The 19262-nt window shown below is 47.0% G+C and carries 18 protein-coding genes; 11 read left to right on the plus strand and 7 right to left on the minus strand.

The genetic code is table 11. From position 1 onward, the window contains the following. Window positions 1-249: 249 nt before the first annotated feature. Window positions 250-2160: an ATP-dependent zinc metalloprotease FtsH gene (ftsH, locus tag NC994_RS25495; protein ID WP_190436736.1), complete on the minus strand. Its 1911-nt coding sequence runs from the start codon at window positions 2158-2160 to the stop codon at window positions 250-252. 323 nt (window positions 2161-2483) lie between these two features. On the opposite strand from ftsH, the gene NC994_RS25500 reads away from it, so the two are divergent. Continuing rightward, complete coding sequence (locus tag NC994_RS25500; protein ID WP_190410883.1) at window positions 2484-3029, plus strand: NADPH-dependent FMN reductase; 546 nt, start codon at window positions 2484-2486, stop codon at window positions 3027-3029. A 134-nt stretch (window positions 3030-3163) separates the two neighbouring features. Here NC994_RS25500 and NC994_RS25505 read toward each other — a convergent pair whose 3' ends face one another. The 3 genes from NC994_RS25505 to NC994_RS25515 all read right to left on the minus strand — a co-directional run bounded on the left by NC994_RS25505 (window position 3164) and on the right by NC994_RS25515 (window position 5178). Further along, a complete protein-coding gene (locus tag NC994_RS25505) occupies window positions 3164-4348 on the minus strand; it encodes a ferrochelatase (protein ID WP_190436740.1) in 1185 nt (394 codons plus the stop codon). A gap of 236 nt (window positions 4349-4584) precedes the next feature. After that, a complete protein-coding gene (locus NC994_RS25510; protein ID WP_190436741.1) occupies window positions 4585-4818 on the minus strand; it encodes a diguanylate cyclase in 234 nt (77 codons plus the stop codon). Between the two features lie 75 nt (window positions 4819-4893). Further along, on the minus strand, window positions 4894-5178 hold the full coding sequence (locus tag NC994_RS25515) for a hypothetical protein (RefSeq protein WP_190436744.1): 285 nt from the start codon (window positions 5176-5178) through the stop codon (window positions 4894-4896). Between the two features lie 416 nt (window positions 5179-5594). On the opposite strand from NC994_RS25515, the gene NC994_RS25520 reads away from it, so the two are divergent. Further along, window positions 5595-6149, plus strand: a complete 555-nt coding sequence (locus tag NC994_RS25520; RefSeq protein WP_190436779.1) for a hypothetical protein — start codon at window positions 5595-5597, stop codon at window positions 6147-6149. Window positions 6150-6209: 60 nt separating this feature from the next. On the opposite strand, the gene rsmG is transcribed toward NC994_RS25520, so the two are convergent. Both rsmG and NC994_RS25530 read right to left on the minus strand, forming a co-directional pair. After that, entirely contained in the window at window positions 6210-6980 is a 771-nt protein-coding gene (rsmG, locus tag NC994_RS25525) for a 16S rRNA (guanine(527)-N(7))-methyltransferase RsmG (RefSeq protein WP_199299663.1), read from the minus strand. Window positions 6981-7057: 77 nt separating this feature from the next. Then, window positions 7058-7732, minus strand: coding sequence for an ABC transporter ATP-binding protein (locus NC994_RS25530; RefSeq protein WP_190415984.1), 675 nt, complete (start codon window positions 7730-7732; stop codon window positions 7058-7060). A gap of 519 nt (window positions 7733-8251) precedes the next feature. On the opposite strand from NC994_RS25530, the gene NC994_RS25535 reads away from it, so the two are divergent. The 3 genes from NC994_RS25535 to NC994_RS25545 all read left to right on the plus strand — a co-directional run bounded on the left by NC994_RS25535 (window position 8252) and on the right by NC994_RS25545 (window position 10174). Continuing rightward, window positions 8252-9154: a Sll0314/Alr1548 family TPR repeat-containing protein gene (locus NC994_RS25535; RefSeq protein ID WP_190436782.1), complete on the plus strand. Its 903-nt coding sequence runs from the start codon at window positions 8252-8254 to the stop codon at window positions 9152-9154. Window positions 9155-9281: 127 nt separating this feature from the next. Continuing rightward, entirely contained in the window at window positions 9282-9737 is a 456-nt protein-coding gene (locus NC994_RS25540; RefSeq protein WP_190436747.1) for a DUF3531 family protein, read from the plus strand. 8 nt (window positions 9738-9745) lie between these two features. Further along, a complete protein-coding gene (locus NC994_RS25545) occupies window positions 9746-10174 on the plus strand; it encodes an NUDIX hydrolase (RefSeq protein WP_190436751.1) in 429 nt (142 codons plus the stop codon). Window positions 10175-10241: 67 nt separating this feature from the next. Here NC994_RS25545 and NC994_RS25550 read toward each other — a convergent pair whose 3' ends face one another. After that, window positions 10242-11234, minus strand: a complete 993-nt coding sequence (locus tag NC994_RS25550) for a ribose-phosphate pyrophosphokinase (RefSeq protein WP_190415987.1) — start codon at window positions 11232-11234, stop codon at window positions 10242-10244. Between the two features lie 595 nt (window positions 11235-11829). On the opposite strand from NC994_RS25550, the gene NC994_RS25555 reads away from it, so the two are divergent. From NC994_RS25555 to NC994_RS25580, 6 genes are all read left to right on the plus strand, one after another. After that, window positions 11830-13857 carry a serine/threonine-protein kinase gene (locus tag NC994_RS25555; protein WP_190436755.1) on the plus strand — a complete coding sequence of 676 codons (2028 nt, stop codon included), beginning with the start codon at window positions 11830-11832 and terminating at the stop codon, window positions 13855-13857. A 105-nt stretch (window positions 13858-13962) separates the two neighbouring features. Further along, window positions 13963-14643, plus strand: coding sequence for a dethiobiotin synthase (gene bioD, locus NC994_RS25560; protein ID WP_190436785.1), 681 nt, complete (start codon window positions 13963-13965; stop codon window positions 14641-14643). Between the two features lie 105 nt (window positions 14644-14748). Beyond that, window positions 14749-15969, plus strand: coding sequence for a M20 family metallopeptidase (locus NC994_RS25565; protein WP_190436758.1), 1221 nt, complete (start codon window positions 14749-14751; stop codon window positions 15967-15969). A gap of 103 nt (window positions 15970-16072) precedes the next feature. After that, window positions 16073-16885, plus strand: coding sequence for a hypothetical protein (locus NC994_RS25570; protein WP_190436761.1), 813 nt, complete (start codon window positions 16073-16075; stop codon window positions 16883-16885). Between the two features lie 114 nt (window positions 16886-16999). Beyond that, a complete protein-coding gene (locus NC994_RS25575; protein WP_190436764.1) occupies window positions 17000-18223 on the plus strand; it encodes an ABC transporter substrate-binding protein in 1224 nt (407 codons plus the stop codon). Between the two features lie 37 nt (window positions 18224-18260). Then, a complete protein-coding gene (locus NC994_RS25580; protein WP_190436767.1) occupies window positions 18261-19211 on the plus strand; it encodes a branched-chain amino acid ABC transporter permease in 951 nt (316 codons plus the stop codon). Window positions 19212-19262: the final 51 nt, after the last annotated feature.

Consider the following 19262-nt stretch of genomic DNA (forward strand, 5'->3'; position numbering starts at 1 on the left):
CAGAAGTTGAAAGAGGTTCTCGATCTCATCTCTCCTGAAGTGATCTCCTCCATTTGTGGATGGGATTACATCACTACAGCTTTATTAAGTGCAACTTCATAGGAAATTGGTATGAGAAACGTTATACAGGAACGCCCCGAATATTGGCAGGTTCAAATCTTAGCAATAAAAGAACCCGTTTTTTTCAGGAAAACGAGTTCTTTTATAGAAGTGTTCTGTTTAAAGAACAAGCACTTTTAATTAAGGTAATTAAGGAAGTGCTACCTCTTTCTTAGGCACTTGGGCGCGTTCAGTTACAATTTGACGAAAGCGATCGCCCTCAATCGTTTCTTGGTCTAACAAAAGATCCACCAGATAGTCTACTAAGACTCGGTTTTCCAAAATCAGCCGGCAAGCTTCCTTATAACAATGCTCAACAATTGTTCTGACTTGAGTATCAATGCGAGTCGCAATTTCCTCAGAATATTCGCTACGGCTCCCCCAATCGCGCCCTAAGAATACCTCCCCATTCGGAGTTTCCAACGACAGCGGCCCCAAATCGGACATTCCAAAGCGCGTGACCATCTGCCGCGCCAGCGATGTCACTTTCTCTAAGTCATTCCAGGCACCCGTTGTCACTTCATCGTCGCCAAAAATGACTTCTTCCGCCGCGCGTCCGCCTAAGATTCCAGTAATTCGAGCCAGCAGCTGCGATCGCGAAAACAAACCCTGCTCTTCACCCGGAGTATACCAGGTCAGTCCTCGTGCTTGACCCCGTGGTACAAGGGTGACTTTCTGCACCGCATCGTGACCGGGTAACAGAGTGCCGATCACAGCATGACCGATTTCGTGATAGGCAATTAATCGCTTGTTCTTGCTATCCACCAGCGGCGTGCCTTCCATCCCCGCTACCACCCGGTCAACGGCGTCGTTGATTTCTAGCTCTGTAATCGCGTCTTTCCGCCGTCTGGCAGTCAAAATGGCAGCTTCGTTGAGCAGGTTCGCTAAGTCAGCACCTGTAAAGCCTGGAGTTCGACGAGCAATGTTTTCCAGCGAGACTTCGGGGGCAATTTTCTTATTCCGCGCATGAACTTCCAGAACCGCAAGGCGTCCCTTCAGATCCGGTGCATCCACCATCACTTGTCGGTCAAAACGTCCCGGACGCAACAGCGCCGAATCCAGAACATCGGGACGGTTGGTTGCGGCAATAATAATAATCCCGGTATTGCCTTCAAACCCGTCCATTTCTGTCAAGAGCTGGTTGAGGGTTTGTTCCCGTTCGTCGTTTCCGCCGCCGATACCTGCGCCTCTTTGCCGTCCGACGGCGTCGATTTCATCGATGAAGATTAAGCAGGGAGCGTTTTCTTTGGCTTTTTTGAATAAGTCGCGGACTCGGGATGCACCGACGCCGACGAACATCTCCACAAATTCCGAGCCGGAGATGCTGAAGAAGGGAACCCCGGCTTCCCCTGCGATCGCTTTGGCGAGTAATGTTTTCCCGGTTCCAGGAGGGCCAATTAACAGGACGCCTTTGGGAATTTTCGCACCTACGGCGGTGAATTTCTCTGGAAGTTTGAGGAAGGTGACGACTTCTTCAAGTTCTTCTTTGGCTTCTTCGATCCCGGCGACGTCGTCAAATTTGACGCCGGTTTTGGCTTCCATCTGAAATCTGGCTCTTGATTTACCGAAGTTCATGGCTTGCCCAGAGGCATTACTAGAACGACGGAAAATAAACATTAATACTCCCAGTAAGAAGAAGAGTAATAGTAAGTTTGCCGCTACTCCCACCGCTGCGGTGTTATCGGTCGAAGGTTGTACATCAAGTTCGACATTTTTGTCGCGGAGTTGTTCGATCAATTCTGGGTTTTGCTCTAGAAGCATTACCTCTTGCGGCGGATCGGTTGGCTTTTGCCCCGTTAATCTAACCTTAGCCATCCGGGTGGCTGGGTCAATTTCCACTTTGGTGACTTGGTTTGCCTCAAGTTTCTGCAATAAATCGCCATAGGTGAGGGTGTTCTGCTCTGCCTTGGCGAGGGCAGGAGGACTCAGCAGCATCCCCTGGAAAATCATCAAACTGGCGGCGATCTGCCAGAAGCGTCGTGGCGCTGGTTTAACGGAATCTTTAGACCTTTTTGCCGGTCGATCCCCTATCCATGCTTCGATCCCAGAATTATTGTTCATCACTATTGCCCTTTCCCTGCTGCTTTGACTCAACCCCTAGGTTGCTGGATTTCCAGAGGAATCTGCCTAAATCAGGAGTTGAGCAGACCTTTCCATCTTCTAGTTTAACTGTCTCGATTCCAGCCTTGCCGAGAATCGGTTTGCTGGTTTTGGCTGCTTTGTTGACGAAGTTGGGTGGAACTTGTTATCTTAAACGTATTCATAACGAGTACGCTTTAATATTAGCGTAAATTATCTACCGATGTCTCGGTGACAGGTGATTGCCTAAAATTAACTATTTTTGCGGTTACTAAAGCTTGTTTTCATCTTCATGGAGGATTGATATGGTCAAAATTGTGGGAATTGGCGGGAGTTTACGGGCTGAATCTCAAAGTCAGCTGGCTCTAAATTTGGCAGCTTTGCGAATGCGATCGCTTGGTGCTGAGGTAGAAGTTCTTGATTTGCGGCAAATGAATCTGCCTTTTTGTAACGGGGAAAAGGAATTTCCAGACTTTCCAGATGTTGCAAAGATGCGGAAAGCCGTCGCTGAGGCAGATGGCCTAATTTTGGCAACCCCTGAATATCATGGTAGTGTCAGTGGTGTGCTGAAAAATGCCTTAGATTTAATGAGCTTTGACCAGCTAAGCGATAAAGTTGCAGGTTTAATTAGTGTCTTGGGAGGTCAGTCAAATAGTAACGCTCTCAACGATCTGCGGGTAATTATGCGCTGGGTTCATGCTTGGGTAATTCCGGAACAAATTGCCATTGGACAAGCTTGGAAAGCGTTTGATGCCAATGGGAACTTGCTGGATGATAAACTTTCTGAGCGCTTTGATGAATTTGCTAAAAGTTTAGTAGAAAATACCCAAAAACTGAGAAAGGCTGCCTAGTTTTCGGCTTCAATTGGGAAGTTTTAACGCAAAGGTACGCCAAGGAAATCGCAAAGGTACGCAGAGATGATTTTTCTTTGCGTATCTTTGCTTTATTCCTTTGTGGTTCTAGGCGTTAAAAAACACCCAATTATTTAATGATGGTGGTGATCGTGGTCGTGGTGATGACCGTGGTCATGGTGATGATGACCGTGATCGTGGTGGTCGTGGGTATGAGCCGCTTGCATCGCCGCCATCTGAGGATTAACGGAAAGAGCTTGTTCTGAAAATAAAGCTTCAATCTGAGGATGCGCCCATTCTGCTGCCATCTTTAAAAATTCTGGATGGTCGTTGACGCACTCCATTTGCACGTAAGTCACTTCAGGATGCCGACGCCGTAAGCTATGCAGGATGTGGTCTACATCTAGCAGAGTTTCGTGATTCTCAGTAGCAAAGCCGATTGGCATGAAAACGACGGAGGTAGCACCCAGCAGAATTAGATTTTCAGCAGCTTGGGTGGCATTAGGTTGAGTCCATTCAATCAGAGGCGTGTCATGGTTGAGCCAACCTACTGAAATCAGCGGATATTTATTAATCAGCTTCTCTCTAACTCTCTCGTAGAGTGCCTCACTTTCAGTGATGCCAGAGGTAAATCCTTTGGCTTTATGAGGGCAACCGTGGTTCATCAACACGATGGCAGTTTGGGAGGGCAGGTGGGCGACTGCTAAATCGCGGGCAATTTTCTCCTCTACTAGACGCGCTAACAACTCGATGTAGGCGGGTTCGTTGTAGAAGGAGGGAATATAGCGCTGTCCCTTAATCCAATGTTCGCTACCGTCAGAGAGTTTGGAAAGGGCGTTATTTACTTGCTCGACCGCAATCCCGCTGGTAAAGATAGAATCTACTACTAAGAGCGGGTAGATCAGCAGTTTGTCAAAACCCTGCTCTTTGATTTCAGCAAGAACCTGTTCGGGAAGGAAGGGAGCGCAGAAGTTAAAGGCTTTGAAAACTTTAACGCGATCGCCCCATTTTTCTTGTAGATTTTTTTCTATCCCCGCCCGTTGCTGTTCAAAGATTGCGTTGTGGGGGGAAATAAAATGATCGTGCTGGTGGTTCCACTCGTGCAGGTCAAATATTGCCAAAAGCTTTGCGAGTGGTGGATAAATCCAGGTGGGTACCGGCGCAAACTTAGCGGTGAGTAGATTTAAAGCTTGTTCGTTGTAGTTGGCAAAGTCGTCGTAGCTTTCTACTTCGCCATAGCCCATCAGCAATACGGCTACGCGGTCGTTACCTGTGGCTGAATCGTTATTTTGTTGAAGTTTTTCTGGGGTGGCTACCAAGTCGCGTTCCTCAACTTGAATGGTGTCTACATCAGAGTGGAAACTGAGGCGATCGCGTTGTCGTACAGATCCAATCCCCTCAAAGCACCACTCCTTTTTTAGGTTAACATCCCCTATGGGGGGATTAAGGTAAAAAATTTAGTAGTTAGATAATATTGCAGCGAGTTTTGAGGCGCGATTCATCTATCCAATGATTGATACAAGTCAGGAGCGAGCGATCGGGGGAAGAGCTGCATCTAGTGGCATACGCTAACGCGATCGCGTCCTTGCGCCTTCGCTTTGTAAAGTGCCGCATCCACCGCATGAATGACTGCCTCTTCCGTATTGCCATGAATCGGGAAGCAAGCAACTCCCAGCGAGATCGAAATCGTACCCAGTTGCTGACGCCGAGATTGTACCTTTTGTTTTTGTAAAGTTTCGTACAGCGATAAATTGGCTAGCGCTAGGGCAAGATTTTCTGCGACTGTCACTGGTTATACCCCAGCACAGATTAAATTCCGGATCTACCCATTCAATCGCTTGATAGCCGCTGAAATACTGAATATTCAGCGTTGCATCTGCTTCCAATTTTGCTGAGATGGCTTCCCCGCATTTTCCCAGCGCTTTGTCATGCGAACCAGTGCTAAAAATCGCTCTTTCATTTCCCCGGTGAGTTCAATTTTTATACTCTTGGCTTCCAAGTCAATTTTCTGCTGAATGCGATCGCTCTTCAGTGCTTCTAGTCCTTGCCAGAGACACAGCGCCGCAATCGAAACCCCAATGCCAACGAGGAAGGGCAGCCGTCGCGACGCCACCGCATATCCTCTGTAAACGAACAGCCACAAGGGCATACACTTAGCGATCGCTAGATTTCACTGAAGCGCTGTTATCCTCTTCTGTCTCCTTTGCTAAGTGTTTCCTGAATCCAACAGAACGTGTTGGGATTGTGTTCAGGAATTTTGCCACTGTCACGTACAGTCACCCTGTTTTTTCACTTCTTGTCACATACATTTCTTGTCAAATAATAAGTGCAACATAATAGCGACAGGCAGTTTATGTCTTTAGCTAAAGCGTGTAAGTCCAAATTTACTAATCATTGAAATCATAGATTCTGCTGGGAACCCGCTAACAACTAGCTACACCCTGAATTGAACCCCTTGAAAGTCTTTCTAAGATTTTTTATATCTGAAGATCGATGTTTTGTCTGTAAGATATTTTCATAATTCAAATGATGCTCGTCATCATTTGCCCCTAACCTTTAGAAATGATGAACGTCATTATTTGCCCAGGTATCCACGATCCAGCGCTAACGCAGAATTTTCTGGAAGAATTACAGCCAAAAAAGAGAGAGAACCTGTTAATTTTTCCGGTTCAAGAATTCGCCGCTTACTCAGCAGCGGATATTTACAATTATTTGTGCGTAAATCTTAGTCCGCCTAGCTCCCAAGCATCACCCGTAATCTTTATTAGCTTCAGTGCGGGTGTTGTGGGGGCAATTGGAGCGGCTTGGCTGTGGCAGCTATCAGGAGGAACGGTTAAAGCTTTGATTGCGCTAGATGGCTGGGGTATGCCTTTGTCTGGTAACTTTCCCATCCATCGACTCAGTCACGATTACTTTACACACTGGAGTTCAGCGGTACTGGGAAGTGGCGAAGAGAGTTTCTATGCCGATCCGCCAGTAGAGCATTTAGAAGTATGGCGATCGCCTCAAACTGCACAAGGTTGGTGGGTAAGTTCAGTAAAGGGAAAAGCGGAAACGCGAACCTACACCACAGCCGCTGAGTTTTTAGCCAGTCTGTTGCAGCGTTACGAGAATGGATAATATCGAATCTGGTTGATGACCCACAAATACGAAAAAACCCCACCCTGCCATCGCCTGCGGCTAAAGTGGCTTTTGAGCAGGTAAGCCGACAGTGCGCGGAAATTCCCTCGGCGTGGGTGCCACTTTGCGGAGATAAAGACAGTGGCGATCGCTATGACTACAAGGAGTCGTAAACCCTTCTATCGACTCAATGACACCACCCAATTGCACAAGCGCTGGTTGTAGAGCATTGGTTTCTTCTTCTGTCCACTGTCCTCGATAGAGGATGGCTAAGCCACCGGGTTTTAGTAACGGGAGGGCATATTCTGCACAGACAGATGCTGTGGCGACGGCTCTCACCAGTGCCAAGTCGTAAGAAGCTCGATGCTGGGGATGTTGACCAATTTCTTCGGCTCTACCAGTCAAAGTAGCAGCATTTTGAATCCCCATCTGGTCGATCAGAGTTTCTAAAAACGCGATTTTTTTGCGCGTGGCATCCAGTAAAGTGACGGTGCAATGGCTGAGGGCGATCGCAATGGGAATCCCCGGAAATCCTCCTCCAGTCCCAATATCGATAGCGCGTTCGACGGAGGGAAGGGACAAGCGATCGCTTGTCCCTTCCGAATGGGAGGATAGCAGGGGTGCAATTCCTCGCAGAGAATCCCACAGATGTTTTTCCCAAAACTCTGTCGGTTCGGTGATGCGAGTTAAATTTAGCTGGCGGTTTCCTACCAAAATTAGCTCGTAAAGGCGCTGAAATTGTTGCCTCTGTTCGGCTTCCGGCTGCCAGCCTAATGTTTGCTGCCAGATGTCTGCCATTTCCGGCAATATTAGCGTCTCAATCTCACCCATGACCGCCAACCTTCAACTTTTTAAATTTGTGAATTACCCTTCGGGAAAGGGTTCGCCCTACAACCGCCCAAACCCATTTAAGCTGCTGGTTGCGGCTCAATTACTTTAGCTTCCAATGACGCTGGTTCCACCGATTGCAATTCTCCGTGGTTAATTGTCCAGCATCGATCGGCGATCGCTAACAAATCACCCGCATCGTGAGTGACAACCAACAGTGTCCAATGGGTTTTGAGTTTTGCTAATAAACTAACTAGCTGACGCCGCATTGACCAATCTAGCCCAGCGGTGGGTTCATCCAACAACAGCAAATGAGGTTGGCGAATTAACTGCACTGCTAGAGCAAGGCGTCGCTGTTGACCTCCACTCAAGGAATGCGGTGAGGTATGCAACGGCAGATGTGCCAGATTTACTTCTTGCAGCGCTTCCGTGACTTTTTCCGATCCCAACTCTGGATGCCCCATCCGCAGTTCTTCTAAAATTGTCCCGCCACAAAAATGCCGCTCTGGAAATTGAAACACTAATCCTCCCAACTGTTGCAGATGTTCGGGAGTCAGTTCTTGGTCTCGCCAATAGAGGGCACCATCCGTTTTTTCCGCCAGACCTGCGAGAATTTCTAAAAATGTGCTTTTGCCAGAGCCACTTGGGCCAATGACAAGACCCAGATTGTTCGGTGCCAGTTCTAAATTAAGGGCTTTTAGAATCGCAGTAGGGGCAGCCGGGGGGTGATAAGTCAGGTTTTTGAGATAGAGCATTAATTACCCGAATAGAAAATAGAAAGCGAACTCGTCAAGGCATCCAGTTGGGAACAAAAAAGCCTTCTTTAATTTTGACTTAAATTATTCGGCACAAGAAAAACTGAACGAAACCTGTTTTTGAGCAAAACAAATTTTATCCGCGATTCCGGATCTCTTTATTTCTACTTTTATCCTTGGCCTTTAAAAAAAATTAACTAAATTTTTCCGGAACCTGGAATTTAGTAAAGGCGTCAAACGCATTTAACTCTCTTTATCTAGAAGTGACTAATTATACACTTGTTGTTTCTAAATGTTGAGCCGAAGGGCGATGGTAACAGAATATTTTCTGGCGTTACTAGATAGCATTTAACATTGGAGACAGCATTCACTCAAGCGTAAGGTTTTGTGAGGATGACGATAATGGATCGATTTTCGGTTCCGAAGCAGATTGTTTCTGCGATCGCAAATACACCCGCGATTTGCTCTAAGCCTTTGATCGCGCCAGCGTCTGCACGTTTTGCTCTGCTCGCATCGCTGATGGCAGTCAGCGTTTGGTCTAGCCCTAGTCTAGCGGATGACCCTTTTCGCTCTAGCAATCCTCGGAATATCGGAGACAGTACAGAAGCTGCTTTCAAGGCAATCTTTGAAAAGGGAAACTATCTAGAAGCAAAGCGTTACCTACAGCAAGCGGAAACGCAGGAACCCAACGAACCCCTAGCATACGCAATGAAGGCGTCTCTCACCTACTCCTCTATTGACTGGAAAGGGGAAAGTGCGGAGAGCAAGCAACAAAAACAAGCTTTGTTAGATGAGTTTAAATTATACGCGGACAAGACGCTGCAAACGGCTGAGCAGCTTACAGCAAGCGATCCCTTGCGGGGAAATCTCTACACCGCAGTAGGTCATTTTTTACAAGGCGCTCATACGATTGCGATCGCGAATCGAGATGCAATCAAAAGTGGTCCGCAAGCTTTGAGTAAATTGCAGCAGGTATTTGAATACCTCGATAAAGCTGAAAAGGTTGCACCTGATGACGCAGAACTCAACTTGCTCAAGGGGTATATGGATCTAATGATTGCGGTGAATTTGCCATTTTCCAACCCCAATCAAGCGATTGAACGCTTAGAAAAAGCAAGTCCGTCTTATTTGGCTTATCGAGGAATTGCCGTCGGCTATCGGGACTTGAAGAAGTACGATAAGGCGTGGGAATTTGCGGAGAAGGCAAGTCAAATCACGCCAAATAACCCAGAATTGTTCTATCTCAAGGGGCAGATCCTGGTTGAGCAAGGGAAGAAGAAAAACAATAACCAAGATTTGATCAAGCGAGCGGTGGAGAATTTTGACAAAGCGATCTCAAAAGAAGCCCAACTCCCGGCGAACGTCGTTAAACAGCTGAAGCGAGAACGCGATAAAGCACAACGCCGGATTACGGGAGGATAAAGCCTAAAAGGATGAAGTATAAACGATAGGATGAAAGAAAGGATGAAATGAGTTTGCGGTTCCAAAACAATGGATTGAAGCCGATTTCTCGAATTTCATCCTTTACACTTTATACTTCACGGTTGATATGCAGGTAGTGTTCCGCGAGTTTAACCCTTTCGATCTGTGGATCTGGCTGGAGTTCAGCATGATTCCCTCGGAGATGGAAAAGCAGTATGTCGAGGAGGTGTTTAACTCCTGGTTCTTCTTGGGGAAATTGGGAGGATTTAATGCAGAAAATCTCCAAGTCCAGGATACGGGTTTAGATATCAGCTACATGGATTACGATTCTGACGCAGCGGATAACACGATGGTCTCGCTCATGCATAATATGGGCGAGTTTGAGTACGAAGGGGGATGGGCACGGTGCTGGCTCGATCTGGGAACCAGTGATGCGATCGCGCTTGATGTCTTGATTAACTCCCTCAACCAGCTGAACAACGAATACGTAAGAATTGAACGTTTGTACATTGGCGGCGAAAATGAAGACTGGCCTGTTGAGGGTAGCGAAAGTCGGGCTGCCTTTAGTTACAACGAAAATTGACAAAAACGATGCACAAATCAGGTGAAATTCGGGTGCTTGCCTTGGGGCTGATTCGGAACGACGAGCGCATTTTTATTTCCGAAGGCTATGACCCCGTTAAGCAAAATACATTTTATCGCGCCTTAGGGGGCGGCGTTGACTTTGGAGAAACCAGCCTCGAAGCACTGCAACGAGAATTTCAAGAAGAAATCCAGGCTGAATTAACGAATATTCGATATCTTGGCTGTATCGAAAATTTGTTTACTTTCAATGGGAAGCCTGGTCACGAAATCATTCAACTGTATCAATGTGATTTTGTCGATTCCAAGCTTTATCAGATTGAACGAACAATTTTTGCTGAAGGCGATCGCCAAAAAGCGGCACTTTGGGTAGAAATTAATCGTTTTACATCTGGCGAGTTGCGATTAGTCCCAGGAGAATTTTTGCATTACTTGTAATCTTGTAGGGACATGGCATTGCCATGTCCCTAGACCTAAAAAAACTACATCCCTCGCGGATTAAGATTTATCGGAACATACTGCTGACAGAGCTATCTTCGTGAACCCGCCAAATAGTTTCGCCCAGCACATTGGCGACCGAAAGAACCGTCAGTTGTTTAAATCTATCTGCTTCGGGGACTGGGATGGTGTTGGTGACAATCACCTCTTCAAATATCCCGCTTGAGAGCCGCTCAATCGCGGGTGGAGAGAAAACTGCATGGGTAGCACAGGCATATACCTGCCTAGCGCCTTCTTTGCGTAACAACCGAGCGCCCTCTGAAATGGTGCCGCCGGTGTCAATCATGTCGTCTACTAAGACGGCTGTTTTGCCTTCGACATCGCCAATCAGATTCATTACTTCTGCTACGTTATGCGCTTGCCGACGCTTATCAATAATCGCCAACGGGGCATCGTTCAGCTTTTTCGCAAACGCTCTAGCTCTAGCCACACCACCTACATCCGGTGAAACAACAACCAAGTCAGATAGTTGCTTGTTTGCCAGGTAATTGATGAGGGCGGGTGAGCCGTAGACGTGATCGAAGGGAATATCAAAGTATCCCTGAATCTGGGCTGAGTGCAAATCCATCGCCAAAATCCGGCTGGCTCCAGCCTCTGTAATCAGGTTCGCAACCAGCTTGGCGGTAATGGATTCGCGTCCCGCTGTTTTGCGGTCGGCTCTCGCATAGCCATAATAAGGAATGACTGCGGTAATTTGTCGAGCCGAGGCGCGGCGACAGGCGTCAACCATGATCAGCAATTCCATCAAGTGATCGTTCACCGGATGGCAAGTGGGTTGAATTAAGTAGACGTCACACCCTCGAATCGATTCTTGAATTTGAATGTAAAGCTCTCCATCAGCAAACCGCTTGCGAACCATTGGTCCCAAGTCCATGCCTAGATAGCGAGCAACTTCCTGAGAGAGGGGTATATTAGCAGAGCCGGAAAACAGTCGCAGACGATTGTTATCTGCTATTTGTGGCAGCGTAGGCTGAAGCGATATAGTGGGAGAACGGAGCACAGCAGACCCTCAAGAGCTACTTCGATCGCAATCTTATCATTGTCGCCGAAAAGACTTATCAAATTTATTTGTTAAGAAGGGATGAATATCTGAATCACTGGTTACAGAATATCTAAAAAATTGCTCTACAGACAAGAATTAGAAAGTTTTGGTCTTAAGTTTGAGAACCTAACTCTTCAATGCAGGTTTCTTCAGGTATGAGCATCTCAGTAGAATGCCTTAGTTTTTGGAATCTTAAGTAAACTGTCAAGATAACGTCTCCGTATTTCTCCTGATAAAACATAAACTTTAGATCGCATAGGCAAGTCAAATGTACAGATTTCTAGACAAATGCTTTGATAATAAATAATTTTTTAACAAATAGAAAGCAAAGTAAAAATACATTAAGGGAACGCGATCGCCGATTAGCCGGATCGGAAAGTCCGACTGATGGCTGGGGGGAGCGACTCACTTTCCAACAAGCTCCAAAAAGCCAAGATTAGAAGCTGATGGAACGGTAAGCGACAGCTTTTGCCAAAATAGATCCAAAAAGGTAAGGTAGCATAGCTTTGTCATAATTGCATCTTGAAAAGCCCTTCTTCCCAAGTCCTTATTTATGCAACCCCCGATTGTCATTGGAACGATTCTACAAAACCGCTACCGCTTGATCGGTATTCTCGGTCAGGGAGGGTTCGGACGAACGTATCTAGCAGAAGACCAGGGGCGCTTTAGCGAACGATGTGCCTTAAAGGAATTAATTCCTGCTCAAGAATCAGCTTATGCACTGGAGAAAGCAAGGGAACTGTTTCAGCGAGAGGCGACGACTCTTTACCAAATCCAGCACCCGCAGATTCCCCAGTTTCGGGCTACTTTTGAGCAAGATCAGCGGTTGTTCCTAGTGCAGGACTATGTGGAGGGGAAGACTTATCGGATGCTGCTTGATGAGCGTCGGAGTCAAGGCAACACTTTCTCGGAGGCAGAAGTGGTGCAATTTCTGCGGCAGTTGTTGCCCGTCTTAGCGCACATCCATGTTAAAGGGATTATTCATCGGGATATTGCGCCGGACAATATTATTTTACGGGAGAGCGATCGCTTACCTGTGCTGATCGATTTCGGCGTGGTTAAGGAGCTGGCAACTCGGTTTCAGCTACCAGATGTTACCAGACCAATCGCGACAACGGTCGGGAAACCCGGTTATGCCCCCAGCGAACAAATACAGGCAGGGCAAGCTTACCCTAGCAGCGACCTCTACGCTTTAGCGGCGACGGCTGCGGTAATGCTCACAGGCAAAGAGCCAGCAGAATTGCTGGATGCGACTCAGCTAACGTGGCAATGGCGCAGGTGGGCGAACGTCAGCGATGGGTTCGCTCAAGTATTGAATCGGATGTTAAGTTATCGACCGGGCGATCGCTACCAATCAGCTGGAGAAGTTGTACAAGCACTCCAATCTCTGACGAATACAACCGCCGCTCTTCAACCGCCACCCGCAACTTTTCAACCGCCACCATCGATCCAACCGCCACCCGCAACTTTTCAACCTCCACCCGCAACTTTTCAACCTCCACCCGCTAACCCGCAACCGCCAGCTCCCAGCCCCCAACCGCCCCGTCCGACTACTTCCCAAGTACAAACAGTAGCGGTAGGACGCCGACCCGAGCCGGTGACACCTAACCAAAATACTCCTGGCAACCCGGTCAATCCGAATGCCGCCCGTCCAACTCGACCCGATCCAGTGATTCCCGAACCGCGCCGCTCGACTTGGGAAGATCCTTGGGCTGTCTTCGCAGTTGTAATCAGTCTTGCTTTATTAGCTGGACTGGGTTCTTGGGCGTTAGTCAGCTTTGTGATTAATCGGCAGCCTCAACCAGATCCAACGCCGATAGTTTCTGACACCCCAACACCAACGCCCACACCAACGCCAACGCCCACACCAACGCCAACGCCCACACCCAGCTTAGAACCAGTAGCGTACAGTCAGCGCCTAAACTTAGTACCCGGTCAAACGCTGAATAAACAAGGAAATCTCAAAGGAAACGAAACTCTGAACTACATCATTCGTGGAGAACAAGATCAACAATTAAATTCCTTGCTGAATGACGAAGGCGTGTTAATGACGGTGTTGGGACCCGATCAAAACCCAATTAGTAACAATGCTAGGCGAGTCCGAAGTTGGACAGGAACGCTTCCCTTTACCGGCAATTACACCATTCAGCTAAGTCCGATCAAGGGGTTGCCTCAGAGCGACTATAACTTACAGATTAGCCTTGCGAACCCAGTCCCAACGCCAACGCCGACACCCACACCCACTCCGACACCTACTCCTACTCCCACTCCTCCCGCCGGTCAATTTGATACTCAATCGATTACCTTCCCTCCCGGCGAACCGGCTGTGCAGGTTTCGGCTCGAACCAGTCCGCAGCGGATTAAGCGTTACTTGGTAAATGTGCAACAAGGGCAGGTACTGAAGGCGGACATTCAACCAGGTGGGGCAACTTTAGATATTCGGTATCCCGATGGCGCTCTCGTGGAAGATGCCTCTGGCGTTTTGTCTTGGCAGGCTCAGGTGCCTCGCGCTGGAAATTATCAAATTGATGTAATTGCGCCAGAGGATACACCCTTTACGCTAGATATTAGTGTTCGGTAATGGGTAATCGATGGTGGGTAAACCTTAGAAGATGGATTTCCAACTTTACAAGCTTCCAACTTCTACTGACAACTGACGAGTGACAACTGACGAGTGACAACTACTTTGAACGCGCTACTAATTACTGGAACCGATACGGACGCTGGGAAAACAGTTTTGACTGCGGCTTTGGCAGCTTATTGGCAGATGTATTGTCCTGCCAAAAGCTTAGGGATGATGAAGCCAATTCAGTCGGGAACTGGGGATAGAGAACTTTACAATCAGTTATTTTCTCTCAATCAATCTTTAGAGGAAATTAATCCGTTGTACTTCCAGGCACCGTTAGCGCCTCCCATCGCCGCTGAACGGGAAGGAAGGAGTGTTGACTTAGGAAAAGCTTGGCAAGCGTTTGAAAATCTGCGGCGTCAGCGAGATTTTGTGCTGATAGAAGCATTGGGAGGATTGGGTTCGCCGGTTACGCACGAACTCACGGTGGCGGATTTGGCTAAAGATTGGGGGTTGCCAACGGTATTAGTGGTGCCGGTAAGATTAGGAGCGATCGCCCAAGCGGTTGCGAATGTTGCCCTCTCTCGTCAGTCGGGTGTCCACCTCAAAGGCATCGTCCTGAATTGCGTTCAACCTCGTACCGAACAAGAAATCGCCGATTGGTGTCCAATCGATTTGATTGAGTCTTTAACCAATACCCCAGTTTTTGGGATTCTGCCCAATCTGAGCGACCTCAGCGATCTCGGTAAACTCGCTCAAGTTGCGTCAGATTTAGATATAGAGCGATTGATGCCACTTTAACCAAAATTCAAAGATAACCAAGGGTAGGTAATCAAGTCTTGGTGATACGCCGCCCTACCCGATTAATTCCTTTACGTCATCATAAATTTTTGGAGTCTGAATAAAATGTTTGCCACTTCTTTAAGCCCTCTTTCTGTTGATTCATCTCGGATTCGACCGGAAATTCAAGCATTGCAGCCGATGCTGGTGGAGTTGCGGCGGCGGCTGCATCAGCGCCCTGAATTAGGCTTTCGAGAGCATTTAACTGCCGAGTTAGTTTCCCAAAAATTGCAAGAATGGGGAATTAAACATGAGACTGGCATTGCAAACACTGGAATTGTTGCCACAATTACTGGTAATAAACCCGGTAAAGTGTTGGCAATTCGGGCAGATATGGATGCCCTGCCGATTCAAGAAGAGAATGATGTGCCTTATCGGTCGCAGCATGATGGAGTGATGCACGCTTGCGGTCATGATGGACATACAGCGATCGCTCTCTCGACGGCTTACTATCTCTCTGAGCATCGCGATGACTTTGCTGGCACTGTAAAAATTATCTTCCAACCCGCTGAGGAAGGGCCAGGAGGTGCCAAGCCGATGATTGAAGCCGGTGTCTTACAAAATCCCCAGGTGGATGGGATTATCGGGCTGCATTTATGGAATAATCTGCCTCTCGGCACTGTGGGAGTCCGTACAGGTGCTTTGATGGCAGCAACAGAAGGTTTTCGCTGCACGATTCAAGGCAAAGGCGGACACGGGGCGATTCCTCATCAAACAGTTGATTCAATTTTAGTCAGCGCTCATATTGTTACTGCCTTGCAGACAATTGTGGCTCGAAATGTCTCGCCCCTAGAGTCCGCCGTCGTTACCGTCGGGGAACTTCATGCAGGCAAAGCGCTTAACGTAATTGCTGATACGGCTTTCTTCACGGGTACTGTGAGATATTTCAATCCGGTTCTAGGAGAACTTATTCCGCAACGGATTGAGCAGATTATTGCGGGTATTTGTCAAAGCCACGGTGCTACTTATCAACTGGACTACAAGCGGCTTTATCCTCCGGTGATTAATGATACCAAGATGGCAGAACTCGTGCGTTCTGTGGCAGAAGGGGTGGTAGAAACTCCGATTGGAATTGTGCCAGAATGCCAAACAATGGGCGGCGAAGATATGTCTTTCTTTTTGCAAGCCGTGCCCGGTTGCTATTTTTTCTTGGGTTCGGCGAATGTAGAAAAAGAGTTAGCGTATCCGCACCATCACCCGCGATTTAATTTTGATGAAACAGCACTGGGAATGGGGGTTGAGATATTTGTCCGGTGTGTTGAGAAATTTTGCAGAGTGGAGGATTGAAGGCTTGTCAGGGTGAGGGTTTAAAGGATCGTTTGAGTCTGTAATTGCTAACCTGCTAACCTGAAACTCGCTGGCAATCTTTCTTCAATCCCATGAGGTGCTGATGACTTCTCAACTGCCAAATTTAACTGATTTGCAACAAGCACAGCGAGCGATCGCAGACTTCGAGCAATCCAGCGCCCCCAGTGTTTGGTCGAGTTTGGATAAACAGCAAGTTATTGCTGATATGCGATCGCGTCTAATCGATCCCTTTCAAGTAAATCAAGGGGGACAACCCTTCTGTGGCCCAGCATCGATTGTATTTGAGCTGGTTCGCAAACAGCCCCTCAAATACGTACAAATTTGTCGCAATTTATTTGAATCCGGCGGGTTTCAAGCGAGAACTAGATATATCCAAGCATCACCTAGACTGCGCCAAAGCCAAGGCAGACTGCGAATGGGGATGGCAGATTGGATGCTGTTAGCAACCTTGCGCGAATCAGAAAACCTGATTTTTCCAGTCGAACCCAACGCCCCCAACATCATTCGGAATCTGGGCGGGATGACGAAATCATGGGAGATGAAAGGCTGGGTGAAAGAAGTGCTGGGCTATCGTCAATTTAAATACGCCCATACCTATATTTATGGCGAATTTGATGCGATGCGCGAAGCCGCAGAAGTCGTCGCCAGCGGTGGCGTTGCGTTTGCTTTGGTGACGGCTGAAGGATTACTCAGCAACAAACCGCCACTGCTGCCTTACCCGACTCACTGGATTTCCCTATTAGGCAATATTGTGATTCAACCAGGTAAACCTTGGCACCACGATAGCGGACATATCAGCTTCGACATCTACACTTGGGCAAGAAAGATGCACGTAGATGTGGCTGAAGGGCCATTCGAGGATTATTTTTGGGGAATTGTCATGGGAAGAATGTAAAATTCTCAAGGAATATTTCATACCTTAGTAGGTAGACACAAAAAAACCGAAAATATAGATAGAAAGCCGGTTTGAAAAAAACAGCCTTCTAAAATATCTACAATCTACTGAGCTATGAAACGACCTGCTGTGCGAACCTCTGCCGTATTTCTTACCGTTGCATTCCTACTGTCAGCCTGTACCCAAACGAACACTGGGGACACAAACCCTAGTACTGCCCCTTCAGCAGCCCCAGGTTCATCTAGTGCCATTCCGATTGGGATTGCCTTAGCGCAAACCAGTAACGTCGCTCTCCTCGGTCAGGAAGGCATTGCGGGTGCCAAAATTGCCGAGAAATACTTTAATGACAAAGGTGGTATTGACGGCACCCCGATTAAATTGATTGTTCAGGACACAGGTGGAGAGGAAGCCGGAGCGATCAATGCCTTTCAAACCCTAATTAGTCAGAATAAAGTTGTCGGCATTGTTGGGCCAACTCTTTCGCAGCAAGCATTTAGTGCCGACCCCATTGCAGAAAGAACCAAAGTGCCAGTTATTGGAGCATCCAACACTGCCAAAGGAATTCCGGAGATCGGAGATTATGTTGCTCGTGTCTCAGCACCCGTTTCCATTGTCGCCCCTCTCTCGCTAAAAGCAGCACTCAAACTTAACCCAAATATCAAGAAAGTTGCTGTATTTTACGCTCAGAATGATGCATTTAGTAAGTCAGAGACAGAAATTTTTCAGCAAACAGTTAAAGACCAGAAACTTGATTTAGTAACGGTACAAAAGTTCCAGACGAGCGATACGGACTTTCAAACGCAAACCACTAATACTATTAACTTAAAACCCGATTTAGTGATTATTTCTGGACTAGCGGCAGACGGAGGAAACTTGGTTCGTCAACTGCGGGAACTGGGTTATAAAGGTACTATTGTTGGGGGCAATGGATTTAATACTTCTAATATATTTAATGTGTGTAAAGTTCTCTGTGATGGAGTTCTAGTTGCACAAGCTTATAGCCCCGAATACTCTAGTGAGGTGAACGCTGCCTTTCGCACCGCTTATCTCAATCAATATAAAAAAGAACCCCCGCAGTTTAGTGCCCAAGCCTTTGCAGCGGTTCAAGTGTATGCAGAGGCTCTGAAAGCTTTAAATCAGAAAACTAAAATTAGCACAATGCCGCTACCGCAACTACGTACAGAACTGAACAGGCAGTTGCTAGCTGGTACGTACCAGACACCACTAGGTGAGATTGGCTTTACGCCAGTAGGCGATGTCAAACAAAAAGAATTTTACGTCGCACAGCTAAAGGTAGATGCAGACGGAAATAATGGTAAATTCGCTTTAGTTAAATAACGATAGGGTGGGCTTTGCCCACCCTAATCAAAAATATATGGATATCACTCTTTTTTTACAACAATTCCTAAACGGTTTATCTATTGGCAGTATTTACGCAATTTTTGCTTTGGGATACACTCTAATTTTTTCTATCTTAGGGATTATTAATTTTGCTCATGGGGCACTCTTTACTTTAGGAGCGTACTTCACTTATGCCCTGATGGGAGGAACATTTGGATTTAACGGATTATTTGCAAATGCAAGTTTACCGATAAAGCTTCCATTTGCACTAGCATTAATTTTAGGGAGTACGCTGGCTGGTTTGGTTGGGGTTGGAATTGAGCGTGTTGCTTTTCGACCTTTGCGACGTAAAGGCTCTGATCCTCTGCTGACGGTAGTTTCTAGCCTTGGTGTAGCCTTAGTAATTGTAAATTTAATCCAGTATTTGGTGGGAGCAGAAAGTTATAGTTTTCCTGCAAATACTTACGGTAACTTGCCTCCTTCTATCAACTTTGGCACGGCAGAAAAACCAATTCCTATTCGTAGCGTTCAAATTGTAATTTTTGGTGTATGTGTAATAGTTTTGGCAATTCTTACTTATTTCATAAATCGTACTAAATTCGGCAAGGCGATGAAAGCTGTAGCTGAAGATCCGGTAACTGCTAGCTTGCTAGGGATCGATACCGACTTCTTTATTGTCCTGACATTTTTCGTCAGTAGTTTCTTAGCTGGATTGGCAGGTACTTTGGTAGGGTCTAGTGTAAGCATTGCTGGGCCATACTTGGGTATTGCATTTGGACTGAAGGGCTTAGCTGTTATTGTACTCGGTGGTTTAGGGAGCATTCCTGGTGCCGTCTTGGGGGGGTTAGCAATCGGGCTTGTGGAGGCATTTGTCCCTTCAGATTATTCTGCTTATAAGGATGCTTTTGCCTTTGGAATACTCTTCATTATGCTGATAGTTAGACCCCAGGGTTTGCTGGGGCGTCGTCTGATTCAAAAAGTGTAGTTAATTGGAATGTAAAATATAAAAATAGTATTCACCAGTAATTTTTATGTG

Origin of the sequence: Trichocoleus sp. AS-A1, from assembly GCF_039962015.1 — a bacterium.
Taxonomy (GTDB): Bacteria; Cyanobacteriota; Cyanobacteriia; order Cyanobacteriales; family FACHB-T130; genus FACHB-T130.